This is a genomic window from Plantibacter sp. LMC-P-059a (assembly GCF_030209505.1).
Taxonomy (GTDB): Bacteria; Actinomycetota; Actinomycetes; order Actinomycetales; family Microbacteriaceae; genus Plantibacter.
Window position 1 is genome coordinate 42,553 of record NZ_JARVRZ010000003.1, and the last position, 19,477, is coordinate 62,029.

A 19,477-nucleotide genomic window follows, 5' to 3' on the forward strand; every position below is an offset into this window, starting at 1 on the left:
CGAGAAGAACCTCGGATTCGGGCGCAGAGTGGGTCCACGCCCACTTCTTGACTGTCCCACCAACGCCGGAGGAACACATGTCCATCGCCGAGCTGCTCTCCGATCCGACCCCCGCCCCCACGTCACGGCGGCTGCTCCGAGCGGTGCAGCCGCCGACCTCCTCGGGGCTCGCCGAGCTGCACGCCTGGGTGGACGAACTCGCCACCCTCCTCGAACCGTCCGCCATCCACTGGGTCGACGGCTCGGCGAGTGAGTCGCACCGGCTCACCCACCAGCTCGTCGCCGAGGGGAAGCTCATCAAGCTCAACCCCGAGTGGCGGCCGAACAGCTTCCTCGCCCGCAGCGACCCGAGCGACGTCGCGCGGGTCGAGGACCGCACCTTCATCTGCTCCGAGACGGAGGAGGACGCCGGTCCGACGAACAACTGGCGCGAACCGGTCGCCATGCGAGCCGAGCTGCGCGGGGTCTTCGCCGGCAGCATGCGCGGTCGGACGATGTACGTCGTCCCGTTCTCGATGGGTGCCGTCGGCGGGCCGCTGTCGCAGCTCGGGGTGCAGATCACCGACTCCGCCTACGCCGTGCTCAGCATGGGGATCATGACCCGGATGGGCGACCGCGTCCTCGAGCTCATCGCCGACGGTGCGCCCTGGGTGCGCACCGTCCATTCGGTCGGTGCCCCGCTCGAGGCGGGGCAGGCCGACGTCGTCTGGCCGTGCAACGACACGAAGTACATCGTGCAGTTCCCCGAGACCCGCGAAGTGTGGTCCTACGGCTCGGGGTACGGCGGGAACGCCCTCCTCGCGAAGAAGTGCTTCGCCCTGCGGATCGCCTCGGTCATCGGGCGGGATGAGGGCTGGCTGGCCGAACACATGCTGCTCGTGCGCGTGACCTCGCCCGAGGGCCGTGCCTTCCACCTCGCGGCCGCCTTCCCCTCGGCCTGCGGCAAGACGAACCTCGCGATGCTGCGGCCCACGATCCCGGGATGGCGGGTCGAGACCCTCGGCGACGACATCGCCTGGATCCGTCCCGGCGAGGACGGCCGCCTGTACGCGATCAACCCGGAGGCAGGTATCTTCGGCGTGGCGCCCGGCACGGGAGCGACGACCAACGCGACGGCCGTCGACACCCTGTGGGGCAACACGATCTTCACGAACGTGGCCCTCCGCGACGACGGCGACGTGTGGTGGGAGGGGCTCACCCCCGAGCCGCCGGCACACCTCATCGACTGGCAGGGCCAGGACTGGACGCCGGACTCCGGTCGCCCGGCGGCGCACCCGAACTCACGGTTCACCGTCGCGGCGGCGCAATGCCCGTCGATCGCCCCCGACTGGGACGCGGCCGACGGCGTGCCGCTCGACGCGATCCTCTTCGGCGGACGCCGGGCCACGAACGTGCCGCTCGTGGTGGAGGCGAGCAGCTGGGAGCACGGCGTGTTCATGGGTGCCACGATCTCCTCTGAGCAGACGGCGGCTGCCGAGGGCACGGTCGGCGAGCTCCGTCGCGACCCCTTCGCGATGCTGCCGTTCTGCGGCTACAACATGGCCGACTACTGGGGTCACTGGCTGCGCGTCGGTGGTGCGCTCGACCACGGGAAGGCGCCGAGGATCTTCCAGGTCAACTGGTTCCGCAAGGACGCCGACGGTTCGTTCCTCTGGCCGGGCTTCGGCGAGAACGCCCGGGTCATCGAGTGGATCGTCCGGCGGCTGGAGCACGAGGCCGGGTCAAGGGTGTCGGCCATCGGTGGGCTGCCGCTCGTCGACGAGCTGAACCTGGACGGCGTCGACCTGCCGGAGGACGCCCTCGACGCCCTGTTCGCCGTGGACCGCGACTCCTGGCTCGCCGAATGCGACCTCACCGAGGCGTTCTTCGACACCTTCGGGAACCGCGTCCCGGCCGCCCTCCGGGCCGAACTCGCCGCGCTCCGCTACCGCCTCCGCGCCTGACGCTCGTCCTGCGTTCGCCCATCTTTGGGCGAATGAAGGTTCGTTCGCCCAAGAATGGGCGAACGAACCGGCGACGAGAGTGCTTCACAGCTCCCGAACGAGGGCAGAGGTCGACGCGAGGTGGCCGCGCTGCTCGGCCCGCCGCTGGATCGCGCGACGATCGAAGCATGACGTCAACCGATCTGCCCGATCACGACGCGTTCTCCGTCCGCTCGGCGCTGGAGCAGGGCGTCTCGCCGGAGCGCCTCCGCACGACGCGCGTTCCAGCACCGTTCCCGGGGGTTCGGAGCTTCGCTGCACCACGCAGGGGCGCCGACCTGTCTCCCGGGCAGCGGCATCTCGCGCACCTGGAGCTGTGTCGGGCGTACTCGCAGCGAATGGCGCCGGCGCAGTTCTTCTCACACCTGTCGGCCGCACACCTCCTGAATGCTCCGCTCCCGGCGCGGCTGTGCTGGGACGAGGTACACGTCGGCGTCCGGCCGCCGAACCGGGCGCCCAGGGTCGCCGGGGTCGTCGGCCATCGCTTGACGGGCCTCGTCGGCGATCCGATCCTCATCGAGGGGCTCGCCGTCGTGAGTCCCGCCGACATGTGGTGTCAGCTCGGACCGAGTCTCACCATCGACGAGCTGGTCGCGGTCGGCGATCACCTGGTCCGTGAGCGCGGTGCCTCAGGCCGGTGGCGGCATGAGCGCATTCCAGGGCTCTGCTCGCTCGACGACCTCGCAGGGGCGCTGGGCAGCTCCCGGCACCTCGGCGCGGGAAAACTCCGTGCCGCGCTCCCGCAGATCCGCGGTGGTTCAGAATCCCCGAAGGAGACGGAACTCCGACTCGCTTTCGTTCGTGCCGGCCTCCCGGAGCCGGTGCTCAATCACGAACTCCGCGATCGCCGGGGGCGATTCATTGCACGTCTCGACCTCGCCTACCCGGCGTATCGTGCAGCGTTCGAGTACGACGGGCGCCAGCACGCGACCGACGCGGGACAGTTCGCGAAGGACGTCGACCGGATCCATGCCATCACCAGACTCGGCTGGTCCCACGACCGCTTCCTCGCCCATCACCTGCAGGCGGGTGCCGCAGTCGCAGTCGACAGAGCCCGCGAGCGCCTCATCGCGGCAGGATGGCGCCCTTGACGCCGTTCGTTCGCCCATCTTTGGGCGAATGAAGGTTCGTTCGCCCAAAGATGGGCGAACGGACCGGGGTCAGACGAGGAGCTGGTGCTTCGCGAGTTCGCGGTAGAGCGGCACCTCGGTGACGAGCTCGCTGTGCGTGCCGACGCCGACGACGCGACCCGCGTCGAGGACGACGATCTGGTCGCTGTCGACGACCGTCGAGAGGCGGTGGGCGATCACGATGAGCGTGCGCCCCGTGGCGACCGCGTCGATGGCCTCGCGCATCATCTGCTCGTTCACGCCGTCGAGGCTCGACGTCGATTCGTCCAGCAGCATGATCGGAGGGGCAGCGAGGATGGCCCGTGCGATCGCGAGCCGCTGACGCTCTCCACCGGAGAGCATGATGCCGTCCTCGCCGACGGGAGCCGACAGGCCGAGCGGGTTGCGGTCGAGCACGGCACCGAGGTTGACCGCGTGCAACACCCGGACGCAGTCGGCGTCGTCGGCGTCCGGCGACGACAACAGCAGGTTGTCGCGCAGCGTGCCGGCGAGCACCGGGGCGTCCTGCTCCACGTAGCCGATCTGATGTCGGAGCTCGGTCCGGGGCATGGTGCGGATGTCGACCCCGCCGAGCCGGATGGCGCCGGCGGTCGGGTCGTAGAAGCGCTCGATGAGGCCGAGGATGGTGCTCTTGCCGGCACCGGACGGCCCGACGAGCGCGGTGCGCCTGCCCTGCGGCACCTCGAAGGAGACACCGCGGAGCACTTGGCGACCGAGGGCGGACTGCGCCTCGGTGAGCCGGGCGGCGTCGGCGGCCAGGGTCTCCGAGGGGGCCGAAGCGTCGTCCGACACGGTGGCCGCGAGTGCCTCCGCAGCCGCGCGCTCCCGCTCGATCACCGCGGCGTCCGGGTAGGCGAACACCACCTCGTCGAACGCGATGGCGGGGGCGTCGGCGGTGGCGGAACCGGGACGCGCGACGCGCGCGGCGATCGCCGCGTCGTCGTCGCCCTCGTCGGGGAGGTCGAGGATCTCCTGGATCCGTCCGAGGGCGCCGAGGGCCTGGTTGACGCTCGTGATCGCGCCGAAGGCCTGACCGAGCGGCATGATCATCATGAACAGGAACAGGATGAACGCGACGAGGCTCGCGATCGTGATCGCGCCCGATGCGACCCGGAAGCCGCCGACCCCGAGCACCACGAGGAACGAGGTCTGCATGGCGATGCCGGCCACCGGGACCACCAGCGAGGAGATCTTCGCGATCCGGACACCGACGCCGTAGGCCTCTTTCGCGACGCCGTCCACCGCGTGGATCTCGCGGTCGGTGGCGTTGGACGCCCGGATGGTGCGGATGGAGCTGATGCCGCGCTCGACGGCGGCGGCGAGGTCGCCCACCTTCGTCTGCTGTTCGCGGCTCGCCACCCGGATCCGACCGCTGAGGGCGACGACGACGACGACGGAGACGATCACGACGAGCAGGGTGAGCCCGAGGAGGACGGGGTCGATGATCGCCATGGCGATGAGCGCCCCGAGGAAGGTGATGGCGCCGCCGACGGCGTCGACGAAGCCCTGGGTGAGCACGGCGTAGAGCATCGTCGTGTCGCTGCCGACGCGGGAGACGAGGTCGCCCGTGCGGCGCGTGTCGAACTGGCTGATGGGGAGTCGGAAGATGCGCGCGATGAGCTGGCGGCGGGACGAGTAGACGACCCCGGTGCCGGCCCGCTGCAGGAGGTAGTGCTGGTACCCGCTGATGACACCGGAGACCACGACGAGCCCGACGAGCAGCCAGGCGAGGTTGCCGAGCGACCTGCCGGCCTCGACGACGCCGATGACCTGGCTCACGATGAGCGGTTGGGCCAGGGAGGCCGCGGCCCCGATGACGCTCAGGATGATGACCACGACGAGGATCGAGCGGTGCTCGAAGATGTACGGCATGAGCTGCTTGAGGCTCGCGCGCGGACCGTCGTCCTTCGGCCGGCTGAACGGACTGCGGCTGCGTGCGGGGCGCGCTGGGGTGCTCATGGTGCTCTTCCTCTGAGGTGCGGTGCGCGGGCTCGGAGACGTCCATGGCGACGGCGCACCGTCCTCCAACTCTAAGCGACCGCCGCCGGTGCCCGGGCCGCAACCGACCGAGGGCCGGTGCCCGGAGGAGTCCTCCGCGCACCGGCCCTCGATGAGGCGATCGGGGTCAGGCGTCGATGTCGACGTCCTTCGTCTCCTTGGAGACGATCAGCGCTGTGAGGGTGATGGCGGCCATCACCGACAGGTAGACACCGACCCAGAAGGGGCTGCCGCCACCGGCGCTCCACAGCGCGACCGCGATGAACGGCGCGACGGCCGCACCGAGGATCGACGACACGTTGTACGAGATGCCGGAACCCGTGTACCGGACGTTCGTGGGGAACAGCTCGGGGAGCAGCGCACCCATCGGCCCGAAGGTGAAGCCCATGAGGCTGAAGCCGATGATCAACCAGATCATCACCCCGGCGAACCCGGCGTCGAGGAGCGGCACCCACACGAGCCCGAAGACGAGGATCGCGCTGGTCACCACGATGAGCGTCTTGCGGCGGCCGTACTTGTCGGCGAACGGGCCCGAGACGAGGGTGAAGATGCCGAAGAACACGACGCCGGCGATGAGCATGAGCACGAAGGTCGTGTAGCTGTAGCCGAGGCCGGCGACGGGGGCGTCGACCGGGGCACGGCCGTAGCTCAGGGAGAACGTCGTCATCAGGTAGAAGAGCACGTAGGTCGCGAGCATGAAGAACGTGCCGAGGAGGAGCTTGCGCCAGTGGAGCTTGACGACGCTGGCGAGCGGCGACCGCTGGACCTTGCCCTGTTCCTTCGCGGTGGTGAACGCGTTGCTCTCGACGAGCCGCAGGCGCACCCACAGGCCGACGATCACCATGACGACGGAGAAGAGGAACGGGATCCGCCAGCCCCACTCGAGGAAGGCCGCGGACGGCATCGACGGGTCGTCGCTCGGCAGGATCGCCGCGATGATGAGGAAGAGGCCGTTCGCGATGATGAAGCCGATCGGCGCACCCAGCTGAGGGAACGTGCCGAACAGGGCCCGCTTACCCGTCGGGGCGTTCTCGGTCGCGACGAGCGCCGCGCCGGACCACTCGCCGCCGAGCGCGAAGCCCTGGCCGATGCGGAGGATCACGAGGAGCAGTGGCGCGACCCAGCCGACGAGCTGGTACGTCGGCAGGAGCCCGATGAGGAAGGTCGCGACACCCATGGTGAGCAGGGCGCCGACGAGGGTCGCCTTCCGGCCGCGCTTGTCGCCGAGGTGACCGAAGATGACGGCACCGACGGGGCGGGCGACCATGGCGGCGCCGAACACGGCGAACGAGGCGAGGAGACCCGCCGTGGGGTCCTCACTCGGGAAGAAGAGGTGGGGGAAGACGAGGACGGCGGCCGTCGCGTAGACGTAGAAGTCGTAGAACTCGATCGTCGTGCCGATGAGGCTGGCGAGGACGACACGGGAGCGTGGATTGACCGGGGCCTTGGTGACTGGTGTTGCTTCGAGAGACATGCGTGCGCGTTTTCGGTTCGGGGATGGGCGCCGTCGAAGCATCAGCACCGGTCGCGCACGCCCGCCGACGACGGCAGGATCAGAGGATGTCCCGCTTGTGGCAGGACCATGACACTGTACGCCGAACGGCGGCGTTCCGGTACTCGGCTCCCGCTGACCGGGTGCCGTGGTACGGGGACGCCGCCGTTCGGCGGTGCGGAGGGGTCAGCCGCGGAGTTCGCGGAGGATGACAGCGGTCGCGACTGCGGCGTCCGCGGCCTCAGCGCCCTTGTCCTCCTTCGAGCCGGGCAGACCGGCGCGGTCGAGTCCCTGCTTCTCGTCGTCGAGGGTGAGGAGCCCGAAGCCGACGGGCTTGCCGGTCTGGACGCTGACCTGCGTGAGGCCGCTCGTGGCGGCGTCGGAGACGTACTCGAAGTGCGGGGTGCCCCCACGGATGATGACGCCGAGCGCGACGACCGCATCGGCACCACCCTCGAGGGCCGCCTTGGCGACGACCGGGAGTTCGAAGCTGCCGGGGACGCGGATGAGCCGGTGGCTGGCGCCGCTGGCGTCGAGCGCCTTCACGGCGCCGGCGATGAGCCCGTCCGTGATGGTCTCGTGCCAGGTACCGGCCACGATGACGATGTCGAGGCCGGTGCCGTCGACGCTGATGGTGGGTGATCCTTCGCCGCTCATGCGGGCTCCTGTCGTCGTTCCCGAACGGATCGGGGCTGCTGGTGTGGTGTTCCCCCGCGCCTGACGGGGGGAGAGGGCTACTGGTGCGGTTCGGGTTCGAGGTCGAACCCGATGCTGTGTCCCATGCGGTCGCGCTTCGTCTCGAGGTACCCCTCGTTGTACAGACCGACGCCCACCACGAGCGGGACGCGCTCGCTCACGGCGATGCCGTGGTTGGTGAGCTGGCGCTCCTTCTCGGGGTTGTTCGAGAGCAGGCGGACGGAGGTGATCCCGAGGTCCGTCAGGATCGCGCTCGCCGCGGTGTAGTCGCGGGCGTCCGCCGGCAGCCCGAGGGCCAGGTTGGCGTCGAGCGTGTCGAGGCCGTCCTCCTGGAGTCGGTAGGCGCGCAGCTTGTTGATGAGCCCGATCCCGCGACCCTCGTGTCCGCGCAGGTAGACCACGACGCCGCCGTGACGCTGGATGGTGTCGAGGGCGCTGTCGAGCTGGGGTCCGCACTCGCACTTGAGCGAGCCGAACGCCTCACCCGTGAGGCACTCCGAGTGGACGCGGACGAGCGCGCCGGTGGCCTGCGGGTCGCCGGCGATGATGGCGAGGTGGTCGGCACCGGTGCGGCGGTCGCGGTAGGCGCGGAGCCGGAAGGAGCCGTGCGTCGTCGGGACGGTCGTCTCCACCTCGAACGACACGTTCGAGGACTCGGGGATGGTCACCTGGTTCGCGCGTTCCTCGGCGCACACGGCGGCCGCGTCGGGGTTGTCCTCGAGGAAGGCGATGAGTGCCGCGATCGTGGTGACCAGCACCCCCTCCCGCTCACCGAGCGCGATGAGGCCGGGCAGCCGCATCATCTCGCCGTCGTCCGCGACGATCTCGGAGATCGCGCCGACGGGGACGAGACCAGCGAGCTTCATCAGGTCGACGGCGGCTTCGGTGTGTCCGTCGCGCTCGCGCACGCCGCCGTCGACGGCACGGAGCGGGACGATGTGTCCGGGCCGCGAGAGGTTCGCCGGCACGGAGGCCGGGTCCGCGAGCACCCGGAGGGTGTGGGCGCGGTCGGCGGCGCTGATGCCGGTGCTGAGGCGGTCGGCGGCGTCGACCGTGACCGTGTAGGCGGTGCCTCTGGCGTCCTCGTTCACGGCCACCATGGGCGGAAGGGCGAGTCGGTCCGCGATCTCGTTCGTCATCGGGGCGCAGATGAAGCCGGAGGAGTGCTTGACCGTCCAGGCGATCCACTCCTGCGTCGCGGATTCGGCGGCGAGGATGACGTCGCCCTCGTTCTCGCGCCCCTCGTCGTCGGCCACGATGACGGGTCGACCCTGACGGAGCGCCTCGAGGGCCTCAGGGATGCTGGCGATGCTCATGCGTTGCCCCTTTCGGTGGCGGTCGTGGCGAGCGGGTCCGCGGTGCGCGGCTCCGCGTCGGCACTGCTGGGGAGGTCGATTCCGGCACGGTGACGGTAGGCGAGCATCCGCTCGACGTGGCGCGCCAGGATGTCGGTCTCGAGGTTCACGTGGTCGCCGGGGATGCGGTCACCGAGGGTCGTCGCCGTGAGCGTCTCGGGGATGAGCGAGACCTCGAACCACTGCTCGGCGGCGTCGGGTCCGCTGACCGCGCTGACGGTGAGGGAGACGCCGTCGACGGTGATGGACCCCTTGTCGACCACGAGCGGAGCGAGGTCGTCCGGCAGGGAGATCCGGACGATCCGCCACGCGTCTCCCGGGACGGTGCTGACGATGGTGCCGGTGCCGTCGACGTGGCCCTGCACGATGTGGCCGCCCAGGCGGTCGCCGATGCGTGCGGCGCGCTCGAGGTTGACGGCGCTGCCGACGGTGGCGCCGTCGAGCATGCTCATGGCGAGGGTCTGCGCCATGACGTCGGCGGTGAAGGTGTCGGCGGTCTGCTCGACGACGGTGAGACACACCCCGCTCACCGCGATCGAGTCGCCGTGGCGGGTGCCCTCGAGGACGACCGGACCCTGGACGGTGAACCGGGCGGACGCCTCGCCGTGGTCGATGGCGACGATGGTGCCGCGTGCTTCAACGATGCCCGTGAACATGGCTTGGTCCGTTCTCTGGGTGCGACACGGTGTGGCCGGCTGGAACCGACTCGACCGGGTGGCGGGTGGGGGTCGTGATGATGAGGAGGTCGTCGCCGAGGTGTTCGACACCCACGGGTTCGAGACGGATCGCGTCTCGGATGGTCTCCACGCCGAGGTCGCCGATCGCGAGTCGAGGGCCGCCGAGGAGGACCGGCGCGAGGTAGGTCAGGACGGTGTCGACGAGCCCGGCCCGGAGGAAGGCGGTGGCGACCGTCGGGCCACCTTCGACGAACACGCTGCGGACACCGAGGGAACGGAGCTCGGCGAGGAGCGCCGCCGGGTCGTGCCCGTGGTGCAGGATCGCGCCTCGCGGGTGGCGGTGCACCGCCGCGCCGGAGGGGATGGCGCGGTCGCCCATGACGACGGGGACCGGCTGCTCCGGCAGGAGCGTCCCGTCCGCGTGCCGCGCGGTGAGGCTCGGGTCGTCCGCGAGGACGGTGCCGGTGCCGACGAGGATGGCGTCGTGGGCCGCCCGTCGTCGGTGCACGTCGATCCGTGCGGCCTCGCCGGTGATCCACCGGCTGGTACCGTCGCTCGCCGCGATGCGGCCGTCGAGGGTCGAGGCCCACTTCACGGTGACCAGCGGACGTCCGAGGCGGGCCACGGTGAGCCAGTCGTCGAGGAACGCCTCCGCCTCGTGCGCGAGCACGCCGGAGACGACTGTCACGCCCGCGGTCCTCAGCCGTTCGGCGCCCCCGCCGGAATGATGACCGGGGTCGTCGACGGCGAACACGACGCGCTCGACACCCGCCTCGATCAGCGCGACGGCGCAGGGGCCCGTCCGTCCGGTGTGGTTGCAGGGTTCCAGGGTGACGACGGCGGTGGTGCCGCGAGCTGCCCCAGGCGCGAGTCGGGAGAGCGCGTCGACCTCCGCGTGAGCCGTGCCGGCACCGCGGTGCCAGCCCTCGGCGACGACCGTGCCGTCGGCGTCGAGGATGACGCACCCGACGCGTGGGTTCACGCCGCGGGCCGGCCCGTTCGCGGCGAGTTCGAGCGCGCGCAGCATCGCCTGCCGTTCGCGGCTCGTCGCCGTCGGTGTCGCGGGTCCTGCGTCCATCGGTCCGTCTTCTCGGTCGGTACTGACACGGAATCCGGGGTCGCGGGCAGGTGCTCGCAGGCGTCGACCATCGGCCGACGCCCGTGCCTCCTTCCATCCGGACTCGAACGCCGCCTGCGAGCAGACGCGTTCATAACCGTCGGTCCTGGAGTTCCACCAGGTCAACCGGGCATCGCTTGCGCGTTGCACGGGTCGCGGACTATCACCGCCGGTTCGGACTCTCACCGACCCCGGAGCACGTTACGTGTTGTCGAGTCTAGGTCAACGGGCTGAGTGGCCGCCCTATTCCCTATTCGGATGACGCCCTGTTGCCGGGCTCGGTCCTGCGGGGTGGTCGCCCTCAGCGCTGGGCGTCGTGCTGGTCGATGGCCGCGCGCGCGGTGCCCTCGTCGACCACGAGGTCGGAGATGAGCCCGCCGGCCAGTGCGCCGAGGAGCGGCGGGACCTTGGCCGCTCCGGCGACCACGCAGATCCGGCGGGAGACGCCGCGCAACACGTCGAGGTCCGGTCCGGACGCGCGGTTGTTGAAGGGGATGTCCCGCCATGAGCCGTCGGCGCGGAAGAACACCGTGGCGACGTCACCGACCGCACCGGCGCTCGCGAGCGCCTCGAAGTCGCTGTCGTCGAGGTAGCCGCCGACGTACACGTGGCTCGGCACCCCCGAGAGCTGCGATCCGAGCCCGAAGAGCGCGACGTCCATCCGCCGCTGGATCTCGAGCACCCGGCGGATGCTGCGCTCCCGCCAGAGCGCGAGCTTCGTCGCCGGGTCGTCGAAGAACGCGGGCACGGCGAACTGCTGCGCATAGGCGCCGTACGCGTCCGCGTAGCGGTGGAGGATCTCGCTCGCGTAGAGGATGCCGGACGTCCGCGTGTTGGCCGCGCCGTTCAGCTGGACGATCTGCGAGTTGTGGGTCCGCTTCGGGGTGAGGTGACGCGCGACGGCGCTCACCGTCGACCCCCACGCCAGACCGAGGGTCATGTTCGAGTCGAACACGGAGCCGAGAAAACGTGCAGCCGAGAGGGCGACCCGTTCGAGGCGGTCGATGTCGCTCGTGTGGTCGGGGACGGGGACGATGTGGGCGGTCACGCCGAAGCGGTCGCGGAACTCCGCCTCGAGCCGCGAAGGCATGTCGTGCGGCGACCGGACCTGGATGTCGACGAGGCCGCTCTCCCGCGCGTATCCGAGCAGGCGTGACACCGACGACCGCGAGGTGTGGAGCTCCTGGGCGATGGCCTCCATGGTCAGATCCTGCACGTAGTACAGCTGCGCAGCGCGGAGCGCCTCGGCCGTCCGGTCCGGCTGGCTGAGCGCGTCTGCGAGCGACATCGGGTCTCCTTGCACGTTTGTTCACTAGGGCTGTTCAGAGTTGCAGGTGCTGTCACGATGTATTCAGTCACATCATTCAGCGGCGCGCAAACCCGGCGGCGTCGCGTTCCAACCGCGAAGAAGCGAGGCATCTCATGTCCCTCAAGTCGTCAGCCCCCCGTCCGACCGTCCAGTCCGTCATCGACCGCCCGCAGGCGTCGGTCCTCATCGTCGGCGGCGGCATCAACGGCATCGCGACCTTCCGCGACCTCGCCCTCCAGGGCGTCGACGTCACGCTCGTGGAGCGCAACGACTGGGCTTCCGGTGCCTCGGCCGCGTCGAGCCACATGATCCACGGCGGCATCCGCTACCTGGAGAACGGCGAGTTCCGTCTCGTCCAGGAGTCGGTGCAGGAGCGCAACGGGCTGATCAAGATCGCCCCGCACTACGTGAAGCCGCTCGAGACCACGGTCCCGATCTTCTCGACCTTCTCCGGCATCCTCTCCGCGCCGCTGCGGTTCCTCACCCACAAGCAGGGCAAGCCGCAGGAGCGCGGTGCGCTGCTCATCAAGGTGGGCCTCACCGCATACGACTCGTTCTCGCGCGACGGCGGCAGCGTCCCGCGCCACCGCTTCCACGGCCGCAAGAAGTCGCTCGCCGACCTGCCGAAGATGAACCCGGGCCTCAAGTACACGGCCACCTACTACGACGCCTCCATGCACGACCCGGAGCGCCTCGCGCTCGACGTGCTCATGGACGGGCTCGCCGCCGGCCCGCACGCCCGCGCGGTCAACTACGTCGAAGCGGTCGGCATGGGTGCGGACGGCGTCGAGCTGCGTGACACCGTCACCGGCCAGACCTTCACCGTCGCGAGCGACGTCGTCGTCAACACCTCCGGTCCCTGGACCGACCTGACGAACGCCGGCTTCGGCGAACCGACCACGTACATGGGCGGCACCAAGGGCTCGCACATCGTGCTCGACAACCCGGAGCTCTACGCCGCCACCAAGGGCCGCGAGATCTTCTTCGAGCACGAGGACGGCCGCATCGTCCTCATCTACCCGCTCAAGGGCAAGGTCATGGTCGGCACGACCGACATCGAGGCCGACCCGAGCACGCCGAGCGTCTGCACCGAGGAGGAGGTCGACTACTTCTTCGACCTCGTCAAGCACGTCTTCCCGACCATCGCGACGTCGCGCGAGCAGATCGTCTACCGGTTCTCCGGGATCCGCCCGCTGCCGAAGCACGACGACGAGGCCCCCGGCTTCGTGTCCCGCGACTACCGGATCGAGCGACGCACGGCCGCTGCACGTCCGTCCACGACCGTCTTCAGCCTCGTCGGCGGCAAGTGGACCACCTTCCGGGCGCTCGCCGAGCACCTGGCGGGCGACGTGCTGCAGGTCATCGGCGCCCCGCGTCCGGTCGAGACCCTCGGGCTCGCGATCGGTGGCGGCGCCGGCTTCCCCCGCACCGACTCCGCGACGCGCACCTGGGTGGCGGCGCACGAGGACGGTGTCGGTGTGCAGCGCGCCGAGCAGCTCCTGCACCGCTACGGCACGAAGGCCGCAGCGCTCCTGGAGCACCTGGCTGAACACGGAGACGACCGGCTGCAGGGCGCGTCCGACTACAGCGTGCAGGAGCTCGAGTACCTCGTCGAGCAGGAGCAGGTCGTGCACCTGTCGGACGTGCTGCACCGCCGGACGAGCCTCGCGTTCACCGGCTCGCTGACGGCCGCGCTCGTCGACGAACTGGCCCGCGTCGTGGGCGGCGTCCTCGGTTGGGACGACACCGAGCGCACGGCCCAGATCGAGTCGGCCCTCGACCGTCTGCGCGACGCGCACCAGGTCGACCTGCGCCTCGGCACGGCTCAGGAGGCCCCGGCGTTCTCATAATGCACGAACGTGCAGGCAAGGGCCTTGTCCTGTGCAACGCCAGCTGACTACCTTACAAACAACTGGTCAGTGAAACCCTCGCCCGGTGTGGGCTCGCGTGCAAGCGCAGCCCCCGTCGGGGACCACACCTATGAAAGGTCAATGAAGACATGAACCTCGGAACCATCTTCCTCTCCGAGACCGTGGGGACGGCGATGCTCGTCCTCCTCGGTACCGGTGTGGTCGCCACGGCGATCCTCACGAAATCCAAAGGTCTGGGTGGCGGCTGGCTGCTCATCAACTTCGGTTGGGGCCTCGCGGTCTTCGCCGGTGTCACGGTGTCCTACGCCTCCGGCGGACACCTGAACCCCGCCGTCACCATCGGCTTCCTCACCACCGGGTCGATCGACTTCGGCACGGCGCTCGTCTACTGGGCGGCGCAGATGGTCGGTGCCTTCATCGGTGCCGTGCTCACCTACTTCGCCTTCAAGCAGCACTTCGACCAGGAGGAGGACCCGGGCAAGAAGCTCGGTGTCTTCTCGACCGGCCCCGAGATCCGCAGCTACGGCTGGAACCTCGTCACCGAGGTCATCGCGACCTTCGTCCTCGTCTTCGTCGTGATGTCCTTCGGCAAGACCGGCCCTGACGCTGTGGTCATCGAGGGCGTCCCCGGAGGGCTCGCCGCCCTCGGCGCCCTGCCGGTGGCCCTGCTCGTCGTCGGTATCGGTGCCTCGCTCGGTGGCCCGACCGGCTACGCGATCAACCCGGCCCGTGACCTCGGCCCGCGCATCGCCCACGCCCTCCTCCCCATCAAGGGCAAGGGCAAGAGCGACTGGTCCTACGCCTGGGTGCCGGTCGTCGGACCCCTCCTCGGTGGTGTCCTCGCCGCGCTCGCCTCGATGGTGCTCCTCCCGGCCGTCTGACCTGACGCCGCGACGGTGCGCTGACGCGGCCGTCGCGGCACCCCGGGGTACCGGTTCCGGTGCCTCACCTCGTAACGCATGCAACGAAGGAGTATCCAATGGCGGACTACGTCATCGCAATCGACCAGGGGACCACGAGTACCCGGGCCATCGTCTTCGACAAGAGTGGATCGATCGTCTCGACCGGTCAGCTCGAGCACGAGCAGATCTTCCCGAAGGCCGGGTGGGTGGAGCACAACCCGAACCAGATCTGGAACAACACCCGCGAGGTCATCGGCCAGGCACTCAGCAAGGCCAACATCACCCGTCACGCCATTTCGGCCATCGGAATCACCAACCAGCGTGAGACCGCGGTCGTGTGGGACAAGACCACCGGTCAGCCCGTCTACAACGCGATCGTCTGGCAGGACACCCGCACGCAGGACATCGTCAACCGCCTCGCGAAGGACGGCGGGGTCGAGCGATTCAAGAAGACCGTCGGTCTGCCGCTGGCGACCTACTTCTCCGGTACGAAGATCGTCTGGATCCTCGAGAACGTCGAGGGTGCGCGCGAGAAGGCGGAGGCCGGCGACCTCCTCTTCGGCACGACCGACAGCTGGGTCATCTGGAACCTCACCGGTGGTGTGAACGGCGGTGTGCACGTCACCGACGTCACCAACGCGTCGCGCACGCTGTTCATGGACCTCGAGACCCTGCAGTGGGACGACGAGATCCTCGCGGCCTTCGACGTCCCGAAGTCGATGCTCCCCGAGATCAAGAGCTCGTCCGAGATCTACGGCCACGCATCCGACGACAGCCTGCTCCGCGAGACGCCCATCGCCGGCATCCTCGGCGACCAGCAGGCGGCGACCTTCGGTCAGGCTGCCTTCCAGCAGGGCGAAGCCAAGAACACCTACGGCACCGGTAACTTCATCATCTTCAACACGGGTGAGGAGATCGTCCACTCGGAGAACGGTCTGCTGACGACGCTCGGCTACAAGCTCGGCGACGCCAAGCCGCACTACGCGCTCGAGGGCTCGATCGCGGTGACCGGTTCGCTCGTGCAGTGGCTGCGCGACAACCTCGGCATGTTCTCCTCGGCTCCCGAGGTCGAGGCGCTCGCGAAGACCGTGGACGACAACGGTGGGGCGTACTTCGTGCCGGCGTTCTCGGGTCTGTTCGCGCCGTACTGGCGTCCCGACGCCCGCGGTGCGCTCGTCGGGCTCACGCGGTACGTGAACAAGGGGCACATCGCTCGTGCCGCACTCGAGTCGACCGCGTTCCAGACGGCCGAGGTCATCGACGCCGTCAATGCCGACTCCGGGGTTCCGCTCACCGAGCTCAAGGTCGACGGCGGCATGACGGCCAACGACACGCTCATGCAGTTCCAGGCCGACATCCTCGGTGTGCCGGTCATCCGTCCGGTGGTCGCCGAGACCACCGCGCTCGGTGCCGCATACGCCGCGGGCCTCGCCGTCGGCTTCTGGTCCGACCTCGACGACCTCGCCAAGAACTGGCAGGAGGACAAGCGCTGGGAGCCCAACATGGACTCCGAGGAGCGCGACCGCCTCTACCGCAACTGGAAGAAGGCCGTCACGAAGACCTTCGACTGGGTCGACGACGACGTGCAGTAGTCCCGACCGACCGGAACGGCCCGTCCTCCTCGTGGAGGGCGGGCCGTTCTGTCGTGAGTCGTTCGCCCGAACAGAAGCGAACGGAGCGGGGTCAGGCGCGGCGGAGGAGTCCGACGCGGTCGTAGACCTCGGCGAGGGTCTGCTCGGCCACCTCGGAGGCGCGAGCCGCGTTGACGGCGAGCAGGCGGTCGAGTTCGGCCGGGTCGTCGAGGAGTTCCAGCGCCCGCGCGCGCACCGGCTCCAGTTCACCGACGACCACCTCGGCCAGGCCCTTCTTGAGGTCGCCGTAGCCGCGGCCCTCGAACTCGCCGACGACGGACTCGATGGGGGAGCCGGTGATCGCGGAGTAGATGCTCAGCAGGTTCGAGACCCCGGGCTTCTCCTGGGCGTCGAAGGCGATGACGCCGTCGGTGTCGGTCACGGCGCGCATGATCTTCTTCTGCGTGACCTTCGGCTCGTCGAGCAACCAGACGATCCCGGCCGGGGTCTCCGCCGACTTCGACATCTTCGACGTCGGGTTCTGGAGGTCGTAGATGCGCGCGGACTCCTTCTGGATCTGCGCCTTCGGTACGACGAAGGTCTCGCCGAAGCGCGAATTGAAGCGCTCGGCGAGGTCGCGCGTGAGCTCGATGTGCTGCCGCTGGTCGTCGCCGACCGGCACGATGTCCGTCTGGTAGAGCAGGATGTCGGCGGCCATGAGGATCGGGTAGGCGAAGAGCCCGACCGAGGAGGCGTCGCGGCCGTGCTTGGCCGACTTGTCCTTGAACTGCGTCATGCGCGCGGCTTCACCCATGCCGGTGATGGTGTTGAGCACCCAGGCGAGCTGGGCGTGCGCGGGCACGTGCGACTGCACGTACAGCGTCGAGACCGAGGGGTCGATGCCCGCGGCGATGTACTGGGCGGCCGTCCGGCGGGTCTTCTCGCGCAGCTCGGCGGGGTCCTGCGGCACCGTGATGGCGTGGAGGTCGACGATGCTGAAGAAGGCGTCGTGTTCCTGCTGCATCTGCTTCCACTGCAGCAGGGCGCCGATGTAGTTGCCGAGGTGGAGCGAATCGGCGGAGGGCTGCATACCGGAGTAGAGGCGTGGCTTGGTCATGTGGATTCTCGCAGAGGGGTGAGCGGCCGAAGCCGGTGGCACGCGGTGATGGGTGGCGCGGTGCCGGTGGTCAGAGGGAGTAGTCGACGACGACGGGGGCGTGGTCGGACCATCGCTGGTCGTACGCCGCCGCACGGTCGATCGTGTACCCGGACGCGCGGGCGGCGAGCTCCGGGGTGGCGAGTTGGTAGTCGATGCGCCAGCCGGTGTCGGTGTCGAAGGCCTGGCCCCGCTGTGACCACCAGGTGTAGGGCCCGGGCACCTGGCCCGCGGCCTGGCGACCGACGTCGACCCAGCCGAGGCCCGTCCCGGTCACGCCGTCGACACCCGTGACCGTCTCGCCGTCGGGGCCGAGGTAGCGGTCGAAGTAGGAGCGTTCGGCGGGCAGGAAGCCGGCACGCTTCACGTTGCCCTTCCAGTTCTTGATGTCGAGTTCGGTGTGGCCGACGTTGAGGTCGCCGACGACGAGCGACAGCGGGTTGTGCTCGCGCAACGCGGGCAGCCGCTCGAGCATCGCCTCGAGGAAGCGGAACTTCTCGACCTGCTTGGGGGTGTCGACCTCGCCGGAGTGCACGTAGGTGCTCACGACGGTGACGAGGGTGCCGTCGACGTCGAAGTCGGCCTCGAGCCAGCGACCGGCGCTGTCGAAGTCGTCGTCGCCGAGGGTGACGCGGTGGATCCCGGCCGAACGGCGGCTGACGATCGCGACGCCGGCGCGCCCCTTCGCCGTCGCGGCGTCGTGCAGGATGTTCCACTCCGGTCCGAACAGGCCCTCGAGGTCGCTGGTCGCGGCGCGCACCTCCTGCAGCGCGAGGATGTCGACCCCGCGGTGCTCGAGCCAGTCGCCCATGCCCTTCCGGAAGGCCGCGCGGACTCCGTTGACGTTGACACTGGCGATGCGGAGGGGTGCAGACATGGCTCCAGCTTAGTCGCGAGGGCTGACATCGCTCCGGCCCGGAGGCCCTCAGGAGCGACGGCGGTGGGGCGGGATGGGGCCGTCCGTCACGGCACCGCCGGAGCCTGCTTGCTGCTGCCGGTCGACCTCGGCCACGGCCTCCTCGGCGCGGTGCAGACGCCGTCGGGCGAACCACACCGCCGGGCCCTTCGCCCGTCGGCGGGCGTCCCGTGCCTCGCGCAGTTCGACCTCGGCGAGCAGTCGTCTGGCGGAGGCCTCCTCGGCCGCCTGTTCCTCCGGCGTCGTCGTCCGGACGTTGACGCCCTGGTCCTCGAGGCCGACGGCGATCCACGACGCGGAGAGCAGGATGACGCGGCTCACGAGGTTGAACCACAGCATGAGACCGATGAACACCGCGAAGGTCGCGAGGAGCGGGTTCCGGGAGGCGCCGGCGATCACCGCACTGCTCGCGACGCTCAGGAGCGAGAGGACGAGACTGCCGAGGAGCGCGCCCCCGAAGAGGTTCCGCCACGGGATCCTGATCCGGCTGAGCACCCGGTACATCGCGCCGAGCGTGACGAGGTTGACGACCACCGCGACGACGAGGCCCACCAGGCGACTGCCGGCCGTCAGCCAGAAGGTGCCGTCGAGTCCGACGAGCGACAGCAGCCAGCTGAGCGCCTGGGTGCTGGCCACTGAGAGGGTGGCCGAGACGAGGAGCAGGACACCGAAGGCGAGGGCGAGGACGAGGTCGACGACCTTCAACAGGAAGAAGCTCGCCGCGACCCTCGGCAGCGCGAAGATCGACCTGACGGCCTGCCTCGTGTAGTACAGCCACCCGATGGCCGTCCAGATGAGACCGACCGCGGCGATGACGCCCGTCCAGCCGAGGAGGGAGGCGCTCGACAGCTGCTCCTCGGCGATGATCCCCTCGCCGTCCCTGCCGATGAGTCCGGGGACCGCGCGGTTGATGATCTCCACGAGGGCTTGGAAGACGTCGGCGTTGTTCCCGAGCCAGATGCCGGTGATCGCGAAGCCGACGTACACGGCGGCGAAGACGGCGAACACGGCCTGGAAGCTGATGCCCGCGGCGAGCAGGTTCCCGTCCATGTCGAGGTAGCGCTGGACGACCCGGTACGGTTTCAACCGCATCACCCAGGTCGTGGCGCGTTCTGCGCGCGCTGCCGGCGGGGCCAGCCGACGGACGAGGGGGTTCTCACTCCGCTGGATCCACTGGAACACGAGCGGCGGCGGGGTCTGTTGGAGCGTGCGGCGGGGGAGTGGCGTCCGCTCGTCGTCGTGACCGTCAGCGTCGGTGGCGTCCTTCGTGGAGGCGCGCGGACTGGTCACCATGCCAGCCTACAA

Annotated in this window: 15 protein-coding genes and 1 riboswitch; of the genes, 5 read left to right on the forward strand and 10 right to left on the reverse strand. The window is 69.6% G+C overall.

Features of this window, described 5'->3' with window-relative positions:
* Nucleotides 1–77 precede the first annotated feature (77 nt).
* Together QRN27_RS07555 and QRN27_RS07560 are read left to right on the forward strand one after the other, a co-directional pair.
* Nucleotides 78–1,943, forward strand: a complete 1,866-nt coding sequence (locus QRN27_RS07555; protein ID WP_285041459.1) for a phosphoenolpyruvate carboxykinase (GTP) — start codon at nucleotides 78–80, stop codon at nucleotides 1,941–1,943.
* 167 nt (nucleotides 1,944–2,110) lie between these two features.
* Complete coding sequence (locus tag QRN27_RS07560) at nucleotides 2,111–3,073, forward strand: putative endonuclease domain-containing protein (RefSeq protein WP_285041461.1); 963 nt, start codon at nucleotides 2,111–2,113, stop codon at nucleotides 3,071–3,073.
* Between the two features lie 69 nt (nucleotides 3,074–3,142).
* Here QRN27_RS07560 and QRN27_RS07565 read toward each other — a convergent pair whose 3' ends face one another.
* The 7 genes from QRN27_RS07565 to QRN27_RS07595 all read right to left on the reverse strand — a co-directional run bounded on the left by QRN27_RS07565 (nucleotide 3,143) and on the right by QRN27_RS07595 (nucleotide 11,735).
* Nucleotides 3,143–5,071: an ABC transporter ATP-binding protein gene (locus QRN27_RS07565; protein ID WP_285041463.1), complete on the reverse strand. Its 1,929-nt coding sequence runs from the start codon at nucleotides 5,069–5,071 to the stop codon at nucleotides 3,143–3,145.
* Nucleotides 5,072–5,237: 166 nt separating this feature from the next.
* A complete protein-coding gene (locus tag QRN27_RS07570; protein WP_285041465.1) occupies nucleotides 5,238–6,584 on the reverse strand; it encodes an MFS transporter in 1,347 nt (448 codons plus the stop codon).
* A gap of 204 nt (nucleotides 6,585–6,788) precedes the next feature.
* A complete protein-coding gene (gene ribH / locus QRN27_RS07575) occupies nucleotides 6,789–7,259 on the reverse strand; it encodes a 6,7-dimethyl-8-ribityllumazine synthase (RefSeq protein WP_285041467.1) in 471 nt (156 codons plus the stop codon).
* A gap of 77 nt (nucleotides 7,260–7,336) precedes the next feature.
* The gene (gene ribA / locus QRN27_RS07580; RefSeq protein WP_285041469.1) at nucleotides 7,337–8,614 is read right to left on the reverse strand and encodes a GTP cyclohydrolase II; all 1,278 of its coding nucleotides are present in this window, start codon (nucleotides 8,612–8,614) and stop codon (nucleotides 7,337–7,339) included.
* Nucleotides 8,611–9,309, reverse strand: coding sequence for a riboflavin synthase (locus QRN27_RS07585; RefSeq protein ID WP_285041471.1), 699 nt, complete (start codon nucleotides 9,307–9,309; stop codon nucleotides 8,611–8,613). Before QRN27_RS07585 ends, ribA begins: the two co-directional genes overlap by 4 nt.
* The gene (gene ribD, locus QRN27_RS07590) at nucleotides 9,290–10,408 is read right to left on the reverse strand and encodes a bifunctional diaminohydroxyphosphoribosylaminopyrimidine deaminase/5-amino-6-(5-phosphoribosylamino)uracil reductase RibD (RefSeq protein WP_285041473.1); all 1,119 of its coding nucleotides are present in this window, start codon (nucleotides 10,406–10,408) and stop codon (nucleotides 9,290–9,292) included. The genes QRN27_RS07585 and ribD overlap by 20 nt, the downstream gene beginning before the upstream one ends.
* An 80-nt stretch (nucleotides 10,409–10,488) precedes the next feature.
* Nucleotides 10,489–10,650, reverse strand: a riboswitch (FMN riboswitch).
* Nucleotides 10,651–10,748: 98 nt separating this feature from the next.
* Complete coding sequence (locus tag QRN27_RS07595) at nucleotides 10,749–11,735, reverse strand: sugar-binding transcriptional regulator (RefSeq protein WP_056012949.1); 987 nt, start codon at nucleotides 11,733–11,735, stop codon at nucleotides 10,749–10,751.
* A 134-nt stretch (nucleotides 11,736–11,869) separates the two neighbouring features.
* Here QRN27_RS07595 and QRN27_RS07600 point away from each other — a divergent pair, with 134 nt between their 5' ends.
* From QRN27_RS07600 to glpK, 3 genes are all read left to right on the forward strand, one after another.
* The gene (locus QRN27_RS07600; protein ID WP_285041475.1) at nucleotides 11,870–13,606 is read left to right on the forward strand and encodes a glycerol-3-phosphate dehydrogenase/oxidase; all 1,737 of its coding nucleotides are present in this window, start codon (nucleotides 11,870–11,872) and stop codon (nucleotides 13,604–13,606) included.
* 149 nt (nucleotides 13,607–13,755) lie between these two features.
* Nucleotides 13,756–14,508: an MIP/aquaporin family protein gene (locus tag QRN27_RS07605; RefSeq protein ID WP_079002885.1), complete on the forward strand. Its 753-nt coding sequence runs from the start codon at nucleotides 13,756–13,758 to the stop codon at nucleotides 14,506–14,508.
* Between the two features lie 98 nt (nucleotides 14,509–14,606).
* Complete coding sequence (glpK, locus tag QRN27_RS07610) at nucleotides 14,607–16,121, forward strand: glycerol kinase GlpK (protein ID WP_194670721.1); 1,515 nt, start codon at nucleotides 14,607–14,609, stop codon at nucleotides 16,119–16,121.
* 91 nt (nucleotides 16,122–16,212) lie between these two features.
* On the opposite strand, the gene trpS is transcribed toward glpK, so the two are convergent.
* From trpS to QRN27_RS07625, 3 genes are all read right to left on the reverse strand, one after another.
* Nucleotides 16,213–17,217: a tryptophan--tRNA ligase gene (trpS, locus tag QRN27_RS07615; RefSeq protein WP_082456119.1), complete on the reverse strand. Its 1,005-nt coding sequence runs from the start codon at nucleotides 17,215–17,217 to the stop codon at nucleotides 16,213–16,215.
* Between the two features lie 70 nt (nucleotides 17,218–17,287).
* Nucleotides 17,288–18,133 (reverse strand): exodeoxyribonuclease III, encoded by an 846-nt coding sequence (locus QRN27_RS07620; protein ID WP_285041479.1) that lies wholly within the window; start codon nucleotides 18,131–18,133, stop codon nucleotides 17,288–17,290.
* 48 nt (nucleotides 18,134–18,181) lie between these two features.
* Nucleotides 18,182–19,462: a YihY/virulence factor BrkB family protein gene (locus QRN27_RS07625; protein WP_285041481.1), complete on the reverse strand. Its 1,281-nt coding sequence runs from the start codon at nucleotides 19,460–19,462 to the stop codon at nucleotides 18,182–18,184.
* Nucleotides 19,463–19,477 lie beyond the last annotated feature (15 nt).